We start from the raw sequence: 17,829 nt of genomic DNA, 5'->3' as shown, positions 1-17,829 counted from the left end.
CATTTTCGGGCACGGGGCAAATTCGCATTGAGTAGCATTGCGCTGGATGTCAGTCGGGTGGCGGTACTCTCGCCCGGCGGCGGGAACGTCGGGCACGGCACATCCGTGCGCACGGCGACCACCGCCGAGGAGCTCGCGGGTTTCGCCGACCGGATCGTCGCAGTGGGCATCGACGGCGACGACGACTATGTGAATGACCAGGCCTACCGCCTGCGCCAGCAACCGGAGACGACCCTGCTTCCGGCTTTTCGCATCGGAACGTGGGACGATGACGCCTATTCCGCCACGCTACTGGACGGCGCGGTACGTGCCGTCAGCGAGTTGCCGGGACGGGCGGAACAGATAGTGGCAAGCGACGGCCCGCCGCCGGAAGCGGACGCGAGCCGGGAACAGGTCCTGCTGCGGCTGCTCGCGGAACGGGACGGGATGACGATACGCCCCTGGCGGGACTGGCGGGCAGCAACCATCTACCGCTACCCGCTACTGGAGGCACTGCTCGGCGACGATGGCGAAAGCACCGACTGGCTGCGCTTCTTCTCGGGGCGCGAGTGGATCGCGCCCGCTCGCCTGGTCGACCGCCTGCGTCTTTGCTCGAGCTGCAGAACGGCGCACCTGATCTTCGTCGACCGCTGCCCGGACTGCACCGCCATCGACATCGAACGCACCAAGACCATCCATTGCTTCGGCTGCGGGCACGTGGCTCCGCAGAGTCGGTTCGAATCCGGCAATCTGCTGGTTTGCCCGAACTGCTCCACCCGACTGCGCCATATCGGCAGCGATTACGACCGCCCGCTGGAGAGCTACCACTGCCACGGCTGCCACCGGCTGTTCGTGGAACCGGAAGTCGTCGCCCGCTGCGCCGCCTGTGCCGAGATCACGGCACCGGAGGATCTCGTCGTCCACCCCGTGCACGACTATGCCGTCACGGCGAGGGGCCGTCTCGCCGCCCGACACGGCTCCATGGGTGAGCTCGCCTCGATACTCGACGAAATCAATTACCTCACCCCGGACGCGTTCGTCGAGCTGTTGCGCTGGCAGTTCAGTGTCATACGCCGCTACGAGGACGCGCGCGCGAGCCTTGCCGTCATCCGGCTGTCGAATCTGATCGAAACGGTGGAGTCCCTCGGCCGCAGCCGTACGGCGATTCTTCTGCAGGGCTTTGCCGAGCAGCTCCAGGCGCTCGTGCGGGACAGCGACCTGTGCACCCGCACCGACGAGAACCTGTTCTGGGTGTTCCTGCCGCAAACGCAATCGGAAGGCGGCCACGGCTTCCTCAAACGGGTACACGAGCTCGCCCGGGCAACCGAACAGCCGGAGGGCGTCGCACTGGAGTGCGTTAGCGCCGCGCGTGAGCTTACCGCCGGACTGGTCGAGCACACGGACGCCCAGACCCTCATGAACGAACTTGCCGCGGAGGTCGGCGCGTGAGCCCGCTGGAGGCGTTTTTCGTCGATACGGCGGTGCAGGTGCATTTCATCGTCATGGGCTCCGGGAGCGCAGCCACGTTCGTGCAGCGCTTCATTCCGTTTCTGCTGTTCCTGGAGCTTCCGCTGTACATCCTGATCATCGCCGGTATTTTCCGCTACCCGCTGCGGCCCCGCCCGATCACGGCCACAACCCTGGGGTACCGGCCCACGGTTACTTGCATCATCACCTGCTACAGCGAAGGCGACCGCGTTATCGGCACGGTGCGCACCCTGCTGGAACAGCTCTACGCCGGGCACGTGGAAATACTGCCTGTCATCGACGGCGCCGATCGCAACCGCGATACCCTGGACGCAGCCCACCGCGCCGCCCGCCTGGCGGGCGATTACGAGCGGCGGGAAGTGCGCGTCATCCCGAAGTCTCCCCGCGGCGGACGTGTATCGGCACTCAACACGGGGCTGCAGCATGCGCGCGGGGACATCGTGCTCGCTGCCGACGCGGATACCTCGTTCGACAACGACATGCTCGACCGCGCCGTCTCCCACTTTGCCGACGGCAGCGTCGTCGCGGTCTCCGCAACACTACGGGTACGCAACCGCACCGCCGCCTGGGTGACGCGCTTCCAGGCCCTGGAATACCTGCTGTCCATGCAGAGCACGCGCACCGGGCTGGCAGCCTTCAACGCCATCAACAACATCTCCGGGGCGTTCGGGCTGTTCCGCCGCGACTTTCTCCAACGCATCGGCGGCTGGCACACAGGGACCGCCGAGGACCTGGATCTCACGCTGCGGATCCAGCAGTACATCCGGCGCGTGCCCGGGCTGCGCATCGCCTACGAACCCTATGCCATCGGCCTGACCGACGCCCCCGAATCCTTCGGCGAGCTGCTGCGCCAGCGCCTGCGCTGGGAAGGCGACCTCTACTACACCTACGTGCGCCGCCACAGCCGTGGCCTCACGCCGGCCATGCGCGGCTGGCGCAACCTGATCCTCACACTGTGGTACGGATTGCTCTTCCAGCTTGTCATGCCGTTCATGATCGTCGGCTACACCGGCTACCTGTTCATGGCCTTCCCGGCGCACCAGATAGCGGCGTCGCTGTTCGTCGTCTACGTCGTCTACGTCGTGATCACCCTGATACTCTACAGCGTGGTCATCGGCTGGCTGTCCGAGCGCCCCGGCGAGGATCTGCGGCTGGTGCCGCTGCTGCCGTTCTACCCGGCCTACGCCTTCGTGATGCGGATCTGGTCGGCGGTGGCCATCCTCGCCGAAATCGTCGCCAAGACCCACGAAACAACAAGCATGGCCCCGTGGTGGGTCGTGCGCCGACGCCGGGACAATCCCTGATGCTGGCAACTTTCCCCCGTTGGCTCGGCGCGACGGCGGCACTGCTGTGCATGAGTGCCGCGAGCGCCGAGGAAATCACGCTTTCGAGTCTGGAGCAGACCCTCCGGAGCACACCGGCCAGTCAGGCCGCTGCCGCTCGGGAAGATGCGCGCCACGCCAACTGGCAGGCCGAGCAGGCACGCAGTGGTTGGCGCGTGGAGCTGGGTGCTGACGCGAATTATCAACGCGAGGTCGTCGACCGGGACCGCACCCGGAACTACGCGGGAAGCAACGCCTACGCGCGGCTCACGCGACCGTTGCTCGGCACCTCCGAGCGCCAGTATCGCAGCACGATCGAAGCCCGCGGTGACTATCGCGCCGCGCGCCTGCAAGGCCACGTCGAGCGTGCCGAAACACGCGCGCAGCTGGCCGCCGCGTATGTGGACTACCTCGTGATCGATCACCGCCGGCGACTGGCCAATGCCTATCTCGACCGCGCCATTGCCCTGGAGGCCCGGCTGGGACAACGCCACCGTGCGAACCGGCTTGCCGCGAGTGATCTCCACCGGCTCACCGGCACGGTCACCGAGGCCCGCACCGTCACGGACAACGCCGGCAGGCGGCAACGCCATGCCCGTGCCCGCCTCGAGACCGTCGTGGGGCGGAATCTTCCGGCGTTCGCCCCCGCCTGGCCGGGCCTCCACCACCGATGCACGGCGGATGAACCGCCGTCGCCGGCCAGCGTCCGTGCAGCGGCCACCGAGCTGACGGCAGCCCGGGAACGCGCCGCGCACACGGACTTCGCGGGCCTCGACGCGAACGTCTCCCTGGGCTACTCCCCTGTGTTCGAAGAAGGCGGCGACCGCGGCTACCAGTGGTTCGCCGGCGTCAGCGTATCCGTACCGCTTGCACTGCCCGATTATCGCGGCGCGGTACGCCAGCGCCTGCGCGCCGAAGCCCGCCAGGCTCGCCACGAGCTCGCGGCCACCCGTGCACGTCAGCGTGCACGCCGGTTGCGCCTGATGACCGCACTCGACGACGCCGCCGCCGATGCCCGACAAGCCAGAGCCCGTCTCGCAATCGCCCGCACCCTTCTGCGCGAGAGCGAGCGTCGGCGCAGCACACGGACCGATACCGACGCGGCCGGCCCCCTGCGCGCCTACAACGAGTGGTGGCGCGCCAGCGACACGCTGGTCGCCGCCCGCGCCGCGTACTGGCGTATCGCACTGGACATGGCAAGCCGCGATCAGCTCACGTGCGAGCTGCTCGCCAACGCCCCGGAAGAGCCGCCGATGGTCCCCGTCACCGCGAATCAAGGCAAATCACCGCCCCCCAAGGGGCCCCCGATGGGGTTCTACCACTGGCGTGGTGAGCGGTTTCTCAACCGTGCACCGGCGGCCTGGAACGAACTGGAGAAAACCGGCGCGCGGCGCGTGCTGGTCTCTTTCCGCGGCGAGACACTGCGTGACCTGGTTGCCGATCCGGCGCCGCTGCGCCGGGTGATCGAGGCCGCTCATGCCCGTGACATGTCGATCCAGTGGTTGCTGGGCGATCCCCACTGGGCACTCGACGAGCATCGCGGCGACCTCGTGAATTGGCTCTCGGCGCTCGCGCACCTGGGCTGGGACGGCATCCATCTGGACATCGAGATCGACCACCTTCCCGACGTGCAGCAGCGGCGCCAGGCGCTGCTCGCCGGCTATCTGGAGACGCTGAAGCGCGCCGCGAACGTCTCACCCGTGCCGGTACGCGTGAGCATTCACCCACGGTATATCGAGCGGGACTTCGGCTATGCCTGCCTGCCCTGCCGCATTGCCGCCACGGGCATCGCCGGTGTCGCCGTGATGGACTACCGCCGCCCCCGTTCCGGGGTGGCCGAACGATTCACCGCCATGGTGGAGCGTCTCCCCGACCTGCCGGTGACCCTGGCAGTGAGCGTCGAACCCCACCTCCACCCCGATGCGAGCTGGCGTGCCGACGACCCGGCAACCGCGCGGGCGAACCTCACCCGGCTCGCACGGCGGCTCGGTGACCGGGTTGGACCGCGGTTCGGGGGGCTTCTCATTCAGGATTGGCGCAACTGGCAGTCCCAGCAGCGATGAAAGTGCAATTCGATCCCAAGAGAAGCCAGAACGCCGCGCGCGACCAGGGGCTGCTCGTCAACTACGGCCCGTCCCGGCGGGCACCGCCACGCCTGCGCTGGCTCGTGACGGCACTGATACTGCTCAGCCCGATCTTCTACTTCGGCTACCGGGCCATCGACAGCGCAGTGACCGTCGACGCCCCCGCAAGCGTTCAGCTTCCCATGACGCGCATCAACGCCGTGGCCAGCGGCATCGTCCAGCGCGTGAACGTGCAACCCGGTGATTACGTAAGGCCTGGAAAACGGCTCGTCACGCTTTCGGACCCGGCCCTCGCGGAGCGCCTCGGCGCGCTCGAGGCCGAGATCGACGCCCTGAGCGAGCAACCCATCGAGACCCGAAACGTCGACAGCATCCTCGAAAGCCTGTCCCGGGAGCTCGAGATCACGCAGCAGCTCGTCACCGTGCGCGAGCGGGAATACCAGCAATTGGTCAAGCTCGCCGAGCGCGGCGGCGCCGTGGCAAGCGAGCGCCAGGCCGCGCGCGCCGCGTTGCAACAGGCACGCCACCAGAGGCAGCAGGTGCGTACCCGCATGGCCGAGACGCGGCGGGCGAACGCCACCGACGGCGCGAACTCCGAACGCTACACCCGCCTGCGCATACTGCGCGCACGCCGGGACGCCCTGATTGCGCAACGCAAGCTGCTCACCGTCACGGCACCGCGCCCGGGCTACGTGGTCGCCGTGGATGCCAACGAGGGCGAGCGTATCGGGCCCGGGGCCTCGCTGGTCACGATGACCTCCGCCGGACGCAGCCACGTACTCGCCTACCTCTCCCCCGAGCAGACGCGTTTCGCCCGCGCCGGTGCGGCGGCGACACTGGTCTTCGCGGACGGAACGAAGCTGAAAGCACGCATCGTGCAGGGACCGCACCGTGCCGCAGCGGTACCCGGTGCCCTGTCGGCGAATCTCACGCGCAACCCGCCCCGGCTCGTGGTCCGGCTCGAACCCCTCGCGCCCCTGCCGCCCGGGCTGAGAGTGAACGATCTGCCCGTTACCGTACGTTTCGCCAGGGGCCCGGACGCTGTCGGCCTGGGCTGGCTGACCGGCGATTCGAACAGCGCCGGCTGACGCCTCCGGCGCAGGACGTGCGCCGGGCATTCCCACCACACGGTACAGGCCGACCGCAGCGTCAGCGCTGCAACGCCTCGAGCACCATGGTGTAAGTGCGCTCGCGGTCTTCCCAGACCATGCGTACGGGAATGCCATCCAGATGGGGCGCCACGTAGAGCTGCAACGCGAAGCGCCCATCCAGCGCCGTGCGGTCTATGTGTCGCGCGCGGAAGGTGCGATCGAGTGCTTCCACCCGTGTCTCGCCACGATCGATCACACGGAAATCCCGGTAGGTGCCCTTTTCGTCCACTAGCCCATAGCGCTCGGCAAGCGCTTCGTGGCGGGCATCATGAATCAGCTTGAGGGTCAGGGAAGCTGGATCGTGAGCGGACGACGGCACATCCAGCACCCGGACGGTGCCGTTGCGGGTCAGCTCGACCTCATCGGCGAAATGCAGGCGGCTGCGCCGCCGCTCGGAGCCCCGCCTGTCCACGCGCCAATAGTTCCGCGGCTCGGGCCCGTCATCGGTCCACCGCCCCTTGCTTACCTGGGTGAGCGAGCGGTCGGCGAACAGGGAAGCGACCCCGTTGGTACTCACGCGGCTCTCGTAGCGGTAGCTGTCTTCCGTCGGCGCACTCACGGCAATATGGACCTCCCCCACACCAAATCCACCGCGGCTGAGCGTATAGCGAGCCTCGAAAGCCGGGGGCGCCGCTGACAGCGGCACTGCAGCGATCAGCGCGAGCACCGCCGTGACGAGCACCCGCGCGACGGACAGCGTGTACGGCAAACCGGACTCCAGAATCCCGATGTGCCCTCGCACCGTACCCCGTGCCGGTTACCGCCTCGTGACGCTGCCGTCCCGATTACAGGCCGTCCGCCGCCACCGCGCCCGTGCCGTCGTCCGCTGCCTGAGTCGATTTCATGCCACAACGCGCCATGGCCGCGGCAACCGGGTCCAGGGCGGCCTGATCCGACTCCGCGACGAACGCCACGCGATCCACGCCGGTGTTACCGGTATCCGGCTGATGAGCATACACCACCAGCTCGTAGGCACCCGGCTCGGTGACCTCCACCCGGGTACCGAAGCGGCTCGGCTCACCCGCATAGCTCAACGGTTGCTCGCGCAGGCGCTCGCCATCCCGGTAAACCAGCACCGCAAGGTGGAAATCATCGGCATCCCAACGACCACCCGGCTCGATGGGGCAACCGCACATCATGGTGATCGAAGCGCGCACATCGACACCGGCGGGCTCGTCGTTGAGGGTGAGCGCCGTCGGTGCACTGTCGATCGCAACCGCCAGGCCGGGAATCTCGATCACCCAGCCGTCGCCGCCAGTGAGGTGATGACCGGGGACGATCCATTGCGTGGCCGTGGCACGGTTGGCCGCCTGCTCCTCGCCCATGGGGCCAATCGCAGTCACCTCCACCAGCCGCGGCCGCTGAAGGTCCAGACTCGTACTGAAGCGCGCGGTCTCTTCGGTCGCGATCCGGCCATCACGCCCTGACGCCGCCCCCATGATGCGCTCAATGTCACCGGGCGAGCCTTCCGTCATGCCCCTGGCCAGGAGCTCGCCGGTGCGTGCGTCCCGCAGCGTGACCTCGGCCCCCCCGGCCGGCGCGCCGAGAAATCCGCCGCCGCGGCTGAGTACCCGAACAGTGACCTCCGTGGGCTGCGCGGCGGCGATTCCGACGACACTCGCCACAAGCAATGCGACGAAGAAAACCACGTATTTTCGCGTTGCTGTCATGGGAGGGCCCTCCGTGTAAACGTACCGCGCCGGATCGGTGCCCGCACGCCTCATCGCCCGGCGACAGATCCGGTTCACAGCGTCATTTCAGAAAGATAGCAGCCAACGAACATAATTCGCCTACCGAAGCGACCTACGGCCGGGGATTGAAGAATCGCCTCGGGCACATGTAAAGCGGCTATTACATTTCACGACAACGCGAACAATGCGACGAACAGGGATCATTGTCCCTCTGATACCAATCCGATCACGGTTGATGTCCCGTGTCAGAGCAATTGCGCGGTCCGGCTCTGAGGCGCGGGAGGAAGGCGTGGCAAAGCCCACGTCGAGTACTACTAACCTTGCAGGCGGCACGAGCACGCCCTCTAGGCTCGCTGAAACGGAGAATAGAATGTGATCGGTTTCGCGAACGGCATGCCGGAAAACCAAAAATCAATCACACAAGCACAAGACAACGCCCGCTTCGGTCCGGATGCATATCATTAACAACGAACCGGGTGCACGGCTTACATAAAATTGTATTGAATTCTTGACAGAAAACCGTCAAAAAAATTTACACGCACCTTTTAACGGTTCCACCTTGACGCTTCAATCACGGTCAACTAGGTATTTTCACGTATACTGCATGACAGATCGCACTCCTGCATTTGTGAATCCGCACTCACCCCGACAGGACGTCAACGACCGAATAGCGGACGGCGATTCGCGAAATGCGCCTGCAATCATCGCAACGCTGATCGCGATTCGAACGCGTCGACCGTCCGCCGGAGGGTAGACAGCCATGCGCACCTTCCTCTCCCGAGCCGCCGCGCTCACCGCGACGTCCCTGCTCATCGGGGCCGGCCCGGCTCTTGCCTACGAGAGCACGGAAGTCAGCGACGGAGGCAACATCAGCGGCCGCATCACCTTCTCGGGCACCGTGCCCACGAAAATGATCGTTCCCGATAATCGCGATGTCTGCGGCGGCCCCCGGGAAGACCCGCAAATCGCCGTCAGCGACGACGGCGAGGTACTCGATGCCGTGGTCTACATCAGCGATATCCAGCAGGGCAAACCGTGGCCGGAGATGACTGAGCCACCGCGGCTCGACAACCGCGACTGTCACTTCGTACCCAAGATGGTGGCGATGCAGCCGGGGCCACTGGTGATCGTCAATTCCGACCCTCTGCTCCACAACACCCACATCTTCTACGGTCGCCGCACCGCCGTGAACCTGGCGCTGCCGAAGCAGGGCCTGGAAATCGAGCGTGAGTTCGAGCGCCCCGGCATCCTGCGCATCACCTGCGACGAACACGGCCACATGCACGCTGCAGGCTACGTCGCCGCCAACCCGTACTACGACACGACCCAGGATGACGGTGCCTTCGAAATCACCGACATCCCGCCCGGCGAATACACGCTGATCGTCTACCAGCGCACCACCGGCGCGAAAGAGCAAACGATCACGGTGGAAGCGGGCCAGACCGCCACGCTCGACGTCGATCTCGCCCAGTAGCCGTCACGAGCTGCCCACACCGAGGAGCTGGGTGGGAGGAGGAGGCAACGCCATGAACAAGCTAGAGCAGGTACGGCGCGAGATGGAGCGCAAGCTCTGCGGTCCCGGCCGCGTCCCGGCGCCGGGGTTCAGCATCAAGCGGCGCACATTCCTGCAGCGGTCGGTGGTCACCGGCGCCGTGGTGGCAGGGGCAAGCGCGGGGTGGCTGCCGCTGATCAACGTACTCGACGTCGCGATGGCCGCCAACGCCGAGACATTCCGCTTCGCCTGGATTTCGGATACCCACCTCTACCCCGAAGAGGTGAACGAGCGCTTCGTCGAGAAAACCATCCGGGCGGTGGAAGACGTCAACGCCATGGACCCGGCACCGGATTTCGTGTTCTTCGGCGGCGATCTCGCCCAGCTCGGCGACCCGGTGGAGCTACGGCTGGGCAACGAGATCCTCAAGGATCTCAACGTTGACATGCACCTGATTCCGGGCGAGCACGACTGGTACCTGGACATGGGCGAGGTCTGGATGGAGCTCTTCGGCGAGCCCAACTGGACCTTCGACCACAAGGGCGTGCGTTTCGTCGGTCTGGACACCGTCAGCCGCGCGCCGGACTACTGGTCGGCCACCAACATGACCCCCGAGGAACGCATGGGCCACATGGCCGTGCTCGACGGCACTGTCGCCGGCCCCTGGGCCGGGCTGGGCCCGTCGCAGCTGAAGTGGCTCCAGGACGTGCTGGCCGACTGGCCCAAGGATCAACCCGTCGTGCTCGTCAGCCACAACCCGCTGTACGAGTACTACCCGCCGTGGAACTTCTGGGTACGGGACTGGCGCGAGGTCCACGAGATCGTCGCACCCTTCGAGAACGTCACCAACCTTCACGGCCACACCCATCAACCGCTGTACAACGAAATCGGCAACATGCGCTCCATCGGCATGCTGGCCACGGCCTGGCCCTGGCCCTACGCCCCCGAGGGGGTTCCGGAGCTCACCCAGGCCATGACACGAGTAGACCCCGGCAACCATTTCGACGGCGTGGGCTGGGATGAGCTGACCTTCACGGCCGAAGCACGCGTGGACAACCGTTACGTGATCTGGCCACGGGATCCGGACCAGGTGTTCGCCACCGCCAAGCACGACTCCGGTACCGGCGACAACGCCACCCAGATGGTGCACTCGCGCATCGCCGATCGGATGTGGCCCTACCGAGTCGACCGGTAGCGCGCGCCCACCGGGATACGCCGGGGCGGTGAACGTCGCCCCGGTGCACGCCGGCCGCAAGGCCGTGAGGAGGAGACGTCATGAAAACCCGCAAGCGCATCGTGACCCTCACGCTGGCGGTCTTGACCGCGGCGGCGGGCCTCGCCTTGCTCGGCCCCGGCAGCCAGTGGGCGGCCGCCCACACCGAGCCCCATACCGCCGAAGAGCTCAAGATCTTCCGGCAGGTGTTCATGGAGTACGTGGTACTCGGCGACAAGCTCTTCCACGGCGATCCCGCCGCCCAGGAGGAGCTCGACGTCACGCTCTCGGAGACCGGTATGGCGTGCGCCATGTGCCACCCCTCCAACGTCGACGTACACCCCAACGAGTTCCCGAAATACCAGGAACAGATGCAGGAATTCGCCACGCTGCGCGACATGATCAACTGGTGCATCGAGAACCCGAACCAGGGCATCACCGTGCCCCACGACAGCAGGGCGATGCGGGCGCTGGAGGCGTACATCTACTGGTCCAGCCGCGGTTCGCCGCTGGCCCCCGGCGTGCACTGACGCCACCGGCGGGAACCGGCGCCTGCCAGCGACCGTAACCGCCCCGCCGACACGACAGGCCAGGGCCGCGGCCGTGGGCCGCGGTCGCCGGGGCGGTACGCGCGCCACGGCCAACGACGACATGACCGGCCGCTGCGGCTGCAACAGGAGGGGGCGCGACGATGGCGAGCACGACGATGCGGGAACCCGCCGGTGCGGAGTCGTTCCCCGAAAACCTCGATACGCTGGTCGATCACGCGCTGGTCAAGACCTGGCTCTACTGGGGCATGTTCTGGATGATGCTCGCGCCGTCCATCGGCGTCACCATCTCCAGCCTGTTCAACTACCCCGACTACCTGGGCACCGCCGTCGAGCTCACCTTCGGACGGCTGCGGCCGATTCACGTCAACGGCGTGATCTTTGCCACCTTCACGACGTTGTTCGTGGGACTGTGCCATTACATCGTCCCGCGACTCTGCGGCGTGCGCGTGCCGGGTGCCGCCGCCGGTCACGCCCTGGCCTGGCTCTACAACCTGGCGATCGCCGTGGGCATGGTCTCCATGGCGCTCGGCTGGAACCAGGGACTGGAGGCCGCGGAGTTCCCGCTACTGGTGGATGTGGTCGTGTTCATCACCATCGCGGTGACCACGGGGCAGTTCATTCTCGCCGCCGCCCGACGGCTGGAGCCCCAGCTCTACGTGAGCATGTGGTATCTGCTCGCCGCCTTCGTGTGGACCACACTGAACTTCATCCTCGGCTTCTTCGTCATCCCCTACACCATCCACGGCATCAACAGCGCCGCTTTCCACGGCCTGTACCTGCATTACGTGGTGGGCTTGTGGCTGACGCCGGCCGGCTACGTGCTGATCTACTATTTCCTGCCGGCGAGCGTCCAGAACCCCATCTACAGCCACAAGCTCTCACTCATCGGCTTCTGGTCGCTGGCGCTGTTCTATCCGTTCGTGGGGATTCATCACTACCTCTACAGCCCCATCGCCGACTGGGCGGAGACGCTGGCGATCATCACCTCGATGCTGCTGATCATCCCGGTGTGGACGGTGCTGCAGAACTTCTTCGGCACCATGATCGGGCGCTGGCAGAATTTCGGCTACAACCTGCCGGCGAAATTCCTGATCATGGGCTCGCTGATGTACCTGGCGGGCTGTTTCCAGGGCTCCACCGAGGCACTGCGTTCGATACAGCAGCCCACGCATTTCACCGATTTCGTGATCTCCCACTCTCACCTGACGGTGTTCGGCACCTTCGTGGTCTGGGCGATCGCCGGGCTGATCTACGTCTTCCCGCGCCTCTACGGCACCGAGCTGTGGTCGTTCAAGCTCGGTAACTGGTCGTTCTGGCTGATCACCTTCGGCATCACGCTAATGGGGCTGACCCTCACGGCGCAGGGACTCCAGCAGGGCTTCATGTGGATGGCGGGCACCGAGTGGTTGGACTCCATCAACGCCATCCGCGCCTACTGGCTGGTGCGCACCTTCTCCGGCATTGCCATGGACACCGGCATGACCCTGCTGGTCTACAACCTGCTGCGCACCGCCCTCGCCGCCCATGCCGCGCCCGCGACCCGGTCCGCCACCGCCTGAGGAGTCACCGCCATGATGAACGTCCGCATGGTCTCGCTTCTCGCCGGTGTCGGCTTCCTGGGACTCGCCGCCATCACCCAGGGCCTGCTGCCCATGGCCGAGCCCCAGTCGCGTACCGACAAGGTCACCCGCGTTATCCGCACGGACCTGGGTGAGCTCAAGTGGACCGAATACATCGCCACCGACTACCGTGACGTCGAAGCCCGGGGCCGAAACATCTACCTGCGCGAAGGATGCTGGTACTGCCATTCCCAGTTCGTGCGCCCGACCACCGGCGAGACACGCCGCTGGGGCCCGGTGAGCCAGGCCGGGGAGTACGCCTACGACCTGCCGCACCTGTTCTCGACCCGGCGCATCGGCCCGGACCTCACACGGGTGGGGCTGAAATACAGCGACGAATGGCACTATGCGCACTTCTGGAACCCGCGCATGGTGGTGCCCGATTCCATCATGCCCCGCTACGCCGACCTCTTCGAGGCGCCCGAGCAGCGCTTCGCGATCGTCGAGGACGACGCCGGCAACCGTACCATCGAACGCACACCGGTCACCGAAACGTTCTTCGCCTTCGACCGGGCGGACGACGAAGCCGCCCACGCGCTGCTGACCCCCAACGCCGAGGGCCTGCTGTTCATCCCCGAGCGCGGACGCTACCCGGTGATATTCACGCCCAACGACGAGTACACCGGCGACGACGTACGCCTGGTGGTGAACACCGGGGAAATGCGCGCGCTGGTCGCCTACCTGCAGAAGCTCGGCATGAACCGCGGCAAATGGCGCGACGAATTCGCGCCGCAGCTCATGGAGGCCTCCGGATCGTTGTTCCCCAGGTCCCAGGAGTGGATCGACTATGGCCGCGAGGTCTACGAGCGCCGCTGCGTCGGCTGCCACGGTGTCGAGGGCGACGGTAACGGACCGGCGGCGACATTCATGTACCGCTTCCGCCCGCGCAACTTCCACCTGGCGCTGTTCAAGTTCACCAAGACACCCTCGGGCTCGCTACCCACCGACGGCGATCTGCTGCGCACCATCACCCGCGGCGTACGCGGCACCGCCATGCCCACGTGGCATAACCTGCCCCTGAAGGACCGCATGGCCGTGATCCAGTACATCAAGTTCGAGCTCGCCATCGACCGCAGCCAGCCCGGTTTCCCCTACGCCTGGTTCGAGGAAGAGGAACCCGACGCACCCATTCACATCGGCGAACCGCCGCAGCCGACCCCGGAACTGCTCACCCGCGGCGAGGCGGTCTGGCAGGAGGCGAAGTGCTGGGAGTGCCACGGCGATACTGGCCAGGGCGACGGCCCGAAGGCCAACGAGCTCGAGACCGACTTCGGCTTTCCCATCCGTCCGGCGGATCTCACCACGGGTCAATTCAAATCAGGCCCCGAGCCCGATGACATCTTCCGCACCATGAGCACCGGCCTGATGGGCACCCCCATGCCTTCCTACCGGGACTCGTTCTCCGAAGAGGACCGCTGGGCGCTGTCGTACTACGTGCTCGCTTTGTCCGCGTTCAAGGACCCGGTCACCGGCGAGCCGCTGCCAATCTCGGAAATCGACCGCGCCGCGCTCAATGACCCTGGCCTCGACGCCCCCGATACCCATCGGGCGTACGCGTTGCAGGTACCGCTGCACGACGTGCCCGCCTCTGCGGCGGGCGCACACTACGCGGGCGAAGCCTGGGCACAGCGTCACGGCATGGACTTCGCGGACTCGCAGCCGCTCCGCCAGGAGGACTGACCGATGATCGACCTGACACTGGTCCAATTCCTCGTCGCACTGTTCATGGGTCTCGCCGCCGTGAGCGTGTTCGTCTGGGCAGTGCTGTCGGGCATGTTCAAGGACGTCGAGGACATCAAGTACCGGGCCTACCGAGCGGAGGTGAACGATGACCACCGACAACGGCAAGACGACCCAGACGAGTGAACCCCGCTCACCGGGGAACCCCCGCGGCAAACGCCGCGAGGACGCAATCGAAGAGTACGGCGGCGGCGCCATCAAGGCTCGTCACGGTCGGGTGAACTGGTGGCTGCTTGCCGTCTATGTGGTGCTGATCGTCTGGGGGGTCTATTACGCACTGAAATACTGGGGCGGTCTCGGCCCCGGTCTGGACTACTGACGCCCGTCGCGGAGGGCCGCATCATGGCGCTGGTGATCCGATTGATGATGGTGCTCGTCGTGCTCAACCTGGCGTTCCTCGGCGCCGAGCTCGTGCTCAACGTGTTCGGGCAGGTACTGCCGGCCCTGGACCTGTCCTGACCATTGGGACCGACCGGAATGAGGAGCGTCACGATGACCACGATGGAAAGCATCGCCCTCGGCATCTTCATAATCGCCACGGTCGGCTTCGCGATCTGGGTGGCGTGGCTGGCCTTCAGGGACTGAGCCACCGCGGGATGCCAGACCGTGGAGTATCTGCTGATCGCCGTCGCCGGTTTCGCCGGCAGCTTCCACTGCATCGGCATGTGCGGTGGCATCGCCTGCGCCCTCGGCGGCGCGCCACGCGGCGGGAAGGCGGGAACCATCGTCCGCCACCTGCTCTACAACAGCGGGCGCGTGACGACCTACGTCTTCCTCGGCGCCCTGGCCGGCACACTCGGCATGGCCCTCATCCAGGGCAGTGCCGCGCAACCGCTGGTAGTCGGCCAGCGTGCCCTGTCCATCGCCGCCGGCGGCCTCATGCTGGTGATGGGCGCACAACTGTTCGGCTACTTCCGCCCCCTTCACGCCAGTACCCTCGGCGTGGGGGCCACCGGGCTCGTGGCCGGCCTGCGGCGGCTGCTCGCCGCACCGGGACCGGGCGCACCGCTGGCGCTCGGGGTCGCCAACGGTTTCCTGCCGTGCCCGCTGGTCTACGCCTTCCTCGCCAAAGCCGCGGCCACCGCCGCGGTCGGGCCGGCAGCGCTGACAATGCTTAGTTTCGGACTCGGCACCTTCCCGGCCATGCTGCTCACCGGCGGCATCGGCCGTATGCTCGCCCCGGCATGGCGGCGCCGCGGTGTCCGGGCCGCTGGCACATTCCTGTTGGCGCTCGGGGCGATTACCATCGCCCGCGGTCTGCTGCCGCTCACCGGGGGTGGTGTCCATTGAGCATGGCCGCGGAACCCCTGTGCGCCCACTGCCGCCTTCCCCTCGGCGCCCACCCGAGGCGGCAGCGCCTGCACGGCGAGTCACGAACGTTCTGCTGCTACGGCTGCGTCCTGGCCTTCCAGGTCAGTCAGGGCGTTCACGAGGAGTCCGACGCGGCCTGGCTGCTGATCCGGCTCGGCGTCGGCGCTTTCCTCGCCATGAACATCATGCTCTTCAGTCTGCTGCTGTATTCCGGCAGCCTCGGTGCCGGCGACGAAACGCTACGACAGACAATGCACATCGTGCTGCTGGCACTTTCCACCCCGGCGCTGATCATTCTGGGTGGCCCGTTTCTCCGCCATGCGCTCGACGCCGCCAGCCACGGCCAGGCAACCATCGACACGCTCATCTGTCTGGGCGCGGGCACCGCCTACGGCTATTCGGTCTGGATGACCGCCACTGGTGGCGATCATGTCTACTTCGACACCGCCACCATGGTGGTGGTGCTTTTCACCCTGGGCCGTTACCTGGAAGCGGCCGGCCGCGCCCGGGCCATGCGCGATCTCGAGCCCTTGCTGGCCCCCGAGCGCCAGCGTGCCCGACTGCTCGACGCCGACGGCACGCGCGAGGTGGCGGTGACCGCCCTCGCCCGCGGCGACCGCGTGCAGGTGCGCCCCGGCGAGCGCATACCGGTGGACGGACGCGTGGTGGCGGGCGTCTCCGGCGTGGACGAATCCCTGCTGAGCGGGGAGCCGCGGCCGGTTATCCGGCGCGCGGGCATGCCCGTGCTCGCCGGCAGCATCAACACCACCGGCGAGCTCACCATCGAGACCGTCGCCGCCGGGTCGGCGACGCGCTGGGCCGAGCTCGGCCGCAACGTGGCCACCTCCCTGCGTGAGCGCAGCCCGATCCAGCGGCTCGCCGATCGCGCCGCCGCCGCGTTCGTCTACGTCGTGGCCGCCCTGGCGGCGGCAACCGCCTCGGTGTGGGCCCTGCAAGGCGCCCCGGAACAGGCACTGATGAGCGCTCTCGCCGTCCTCGTCGTGGCCTGCCCGTGTGCCCTCGGGCTCGCCGCTCCGCTGGCCACGTCCCTGGGGCTCGGCGTTGCTCTGCGCCAGGGGTGCCTGGTGCGAAGCGGCGCGGCCCTGGAAACCCTGGCCGGGGTACGCACACTGCTGCTGGACAAGACCGGCACCGTCACCGAAGGCCGGCCGCGCCTGCACCGCTACGGCACCTTCGCGGGTGGCGACGAAACGACCCTCCTGGACAACGCCGCCGCCCTGCAGCATGGCTCCGAGCACCCCCTCGCGCGGGCGTTGTGTGCCGCCGTCTCCACGCCGACCTCACCCGCCGTCAGGGAGGTGCGGGCCGAGCCCGGTCGCGGCGTATGCGGGCGAGGGAAAGACGGTCGCATCGCCATCGGCACCCGTGCGTACCTCGCGAGCCTCGGCTGGCACGTCGCGGACGAACAGGTCGCCCGCGCGGAGACAATGGCCGGCGACGCGGCGGCCGTATCGTATGTCGCCTGGGGGGCCGACGTCCGGGGATGGCTGACCTTCGAGGACACGCTGCGACCCGACGCCGGCGAGGCCGTTCGGACGCTGCACGCCCAGGGCATCCATACCGAGCTCGTAAGCGGAGACCGCGAATCCGCGGTCGCCGCCGTCGCCCACGCACTCGGCGCGAGCGGCTGGCAAAGCACATGCAGCCCGGAAGCCAAGGTCGCCGCCCTCGCGGCTCGGCAACGCCAGACCCGCCGTCCAGTGGCCGCCATCGGCGACGGCCTCAACGACGCCCCGGTACTGGCGGCGGCGGAGGTGGGTATCGCCGTGGGCAGCGCCACGGATCTCGCCCGCGAGGCCGCAGAGATTACCCTCCCCCCCGATGGCCTCGCCCGCCTGCCGGATCTCGTCCGCCTGGCGCGCCGGGTGCGCCGAATCATCGCCGGCAACCTGGCCTGGGCATTCGGCTACAATGCAGTGGCTCTGGCACTGGCCGCCGCGGGCCTGCTGCAACCAGTGCTCGCCGCTGCCCTGATGGCCGGATCGAGCGTGCTCGTGATCCTGAACTCCCTGCGGCTGGCACAGCATCCCGCGGCGGCCGACGGACCGCCCCACCCCGATGCCGCCGCCGGCCCGGAATCCCGGCGCATGCCCGGCACAGCCCGTCGGTCCGGCGACACAGCCCCTCGACAGAAGCCACTAAATACCTGATCATACGCGCCCATTTC

The 17,829-nt window shown here is 67.2% G+C and carries 15 protein-coding genes; 13 read left to right on the top strand and 2 right to left on the bottom strand.

Annotation, left to right across the window (positions count from 1 at the left end; all coding sequences use genetic code 11):
• Positions 1-27: 27 nt before the first annotated feature.
• The 4 genes from ACPEES_RS15230 to ACPEES_RS15215 are packed head-to-tail and all read left to right on the top strand — an operon-like array spanning position 28 to position 5,961.
• Complete coding sequence (locus tag ACPEES_RS15230) at positions 28-1,428, top strand: diguanylate cyclase domain-containing protein (protein ID WP_435104390.1); 1,401 nt, start codon at positions 28-30, stop codon at positions 1,426-1,428.
• Positions 1,425-2,771, top strand: coding sequence for a glycosyltransferase family 2 protein (locus tag ACPEES_RS15225; RefSeq protein ID WP_435104389.1), 1,347 nt, complete (start codon positions 1,425-1,427; stop codon positions 2,769-2,771). The genes ACPEES_RS15230 and ACPEES_RS15225 overlap by 4 nt, the downstream gene beginning before the upstream one ends.
• Positions 2,771-4,852, top strand: coding sequence for a TolC family protein (locus ACPEES_RS15220; RefSeq protein ID WP_435104388.1), 2,082 nt, complete (start codon positions 2,771-2,773; stop codon positions 4,850-4,852). Before ACPEES_RS15225 ends, ACPEES_RS15220 begins: the two co-directional genes overlap by 1 nt.
• Positions 4,849-5,961, top strand: coding sequence for an HlyD family secretion protein (locus tag ACPEES_RS15215; protein WP_435104386.1), 1,113 nt, complete (start codon positions 4,849-4,851; stop codon positions 5,959-5,961). Before ACPEES_RS15220 ends, ACPEES_RS15215 begins: the two co-directional genes overlap by 4 nt.
• Before the next feature lie 61 nt (positions 5,962-6,022).
• Here ACPEES_RS15215 and ACPEES_RS15210 read toward each other — a convergent pair whose 3' ends face one another.
• Together ACPEES_RS15210 and ACPEES_RS15205 are read right to left on the bottom strand one after the other, a co-directional pair.
• Positions 6,023-6,766 carry a DUF3108 domain-containing protein gene (locus ACPEES_RS15210; protein WP_435104385.1) on the bottom strand — a complete coding sequence of 248 codons (744 nt, stop codon included), beginning with the start codon at positions 6,764-6,766 and terminating at the stop codon, positions 6,023-6,025.
• A gap of 43 nt (positions 6,767-6,809) precedes the next feature.
• Complete coding sequence (locus ACPEES_RS15205) at positions 6,810-7,694, bottom strand: hypothetical protein (protein ID WP_435104383.1); 885 nt, start codon at positions 7,692-7,694, stop codon at positions 6,810-6,812.
• Positions 7,695-8,475: 781 nt separating this feature from the next.
• On the opposite strand from ACPEES_RS15205, the gene ACPEES_RS15200 reads away from it, so the two are divergent.
• From ACPEES_RS15200 to ACPEES_RS15160, 9 genes are all read left to right on the top strand, one after another.
• Positions 8,476-9,189, top strand: a complete 714-nt coding sequence (locus ACPEES_RS15200) for a carboxypeptidase regulatory-like domain-containing protein (RefSeq protein ID WP_435104382.1) — start codon at positions 8,476-8,478, stop codon at positions 9,187-9,189.
• Between the two features lie 52 nt (positions 9,190-9,241).
• On the top strand, positions 9,242-10,402 hold the full coding sequence (locus tag ACPEES_RS15195; protein WP_435104381.1) for a metallophosphoesterase family protein: 1,161 nt from the start codon (positions 9,242-9,244) through the stop codon (positions 10,400-10,402).
• A gap of 80 nt (positions 10,403-10,482) precedes the next feature.
• On the top strand, positions 10,483-10,950 hold the full coding sequence (locus ACPEES_RS15190) for a c-type cytochrome (RefSeq protein ID WP_435104380.1): 468 nt from the start codon (positions 10,483-10,485) through the stop codon (positions 10,948-10,950).
• A 161-nt stretch (positions 10,951-11,111) separates the two neighbouring features.
• Positions 11,112-12,530, top strand: coding sequence for a cbb3-type cytochrome c oxidase subunit I (locus ACPEES_RS15185; RefSeq protein ID WP_435104379.1), 1,419 nt, complete (start codon positions 11,112-11,114; stop codon positions 12,528-12,530).
• Positions 12,531-12,542: 12 nt separating this feature from the next.
• Complete coding sequence (locus ACPEES_RS15180; protein ID WP_435104378.1) at positions 12,543-14,270, top strand: cbb3-type cytochrome c oxidase subunit II; 1,728 nt, start codon at positions 12,543-12,545, stop codon at positions 14,268-14,270.
• Between the two features lie 3 nt (positions 14,271-14,273).
• Positions 14,274-14,456, top strand: a complete 183-nt coding sequence (gene ccoS / locus ACPEES_RS15175) for a cbb3-type cytochrome oxidase assembly protein CcoS (protein ID WP_435104377.1) — start codon at positions 14,274-14,276, stop codon at positions 14,454-14,456.
• The gene (locus ACPEES_RS15170) at positions 14,419-14,649 is read left to right on the top strand and encodes a hypothetical protein (RefSeq protein ID WP_435104376.1); all 231 of its coding nucleotides are present in this window, start codon (positions 14,419-14,421) and stop codon (positions 14,647-14,649) included. Before ccoS ends, ACPEES_RS15170 begins: the two co-directional genes overlap by 38 nt.
• A gap of 287 nt (positions 14,650-14,936) precedes the next feature.
• Positions 14,937-15,620 (top strand): sulfite exporter TauE/SafE family protein, encoded by a 684-nt coding sequence (locus ACPEES_RS15165; RefSeq protein WP_435104375.1) that lies wholly within the window; start codon positions 14,937-14,939, stop codon positions 15,618-15,620.
• 2 nt (positions 15,621-15,622) lie between these two features.
• Positions 15,623-17,812, top strand: coding sequence for a heavy metal translocating P-type ATPase (locus tag ACPEES_RS15160; protein WP_435104374.1), 2,190 nt, complete (start codon positions 15,623-15,625; stop codon positions 17,810-17,812).
• The last annotated feature ends 17 nt before the right edge of the window (positions 17,813-17,829 follow it).

It is taken from the genome of Arhodomonas sp. AD133 (genome assembly GCF_051195215.1).
Classification (GTDB): domain Bacteria; phylum Pseudomonadota; class Gammaproteobacteria; order Nitrococcales; family Nitrococcaceae; genus Arhodomonas.
The sequence above is the reverse complement of the archived record's forward strand: the minus strand, read 5'-3'. Positions and strand labels throughout refer to the sequence as shown.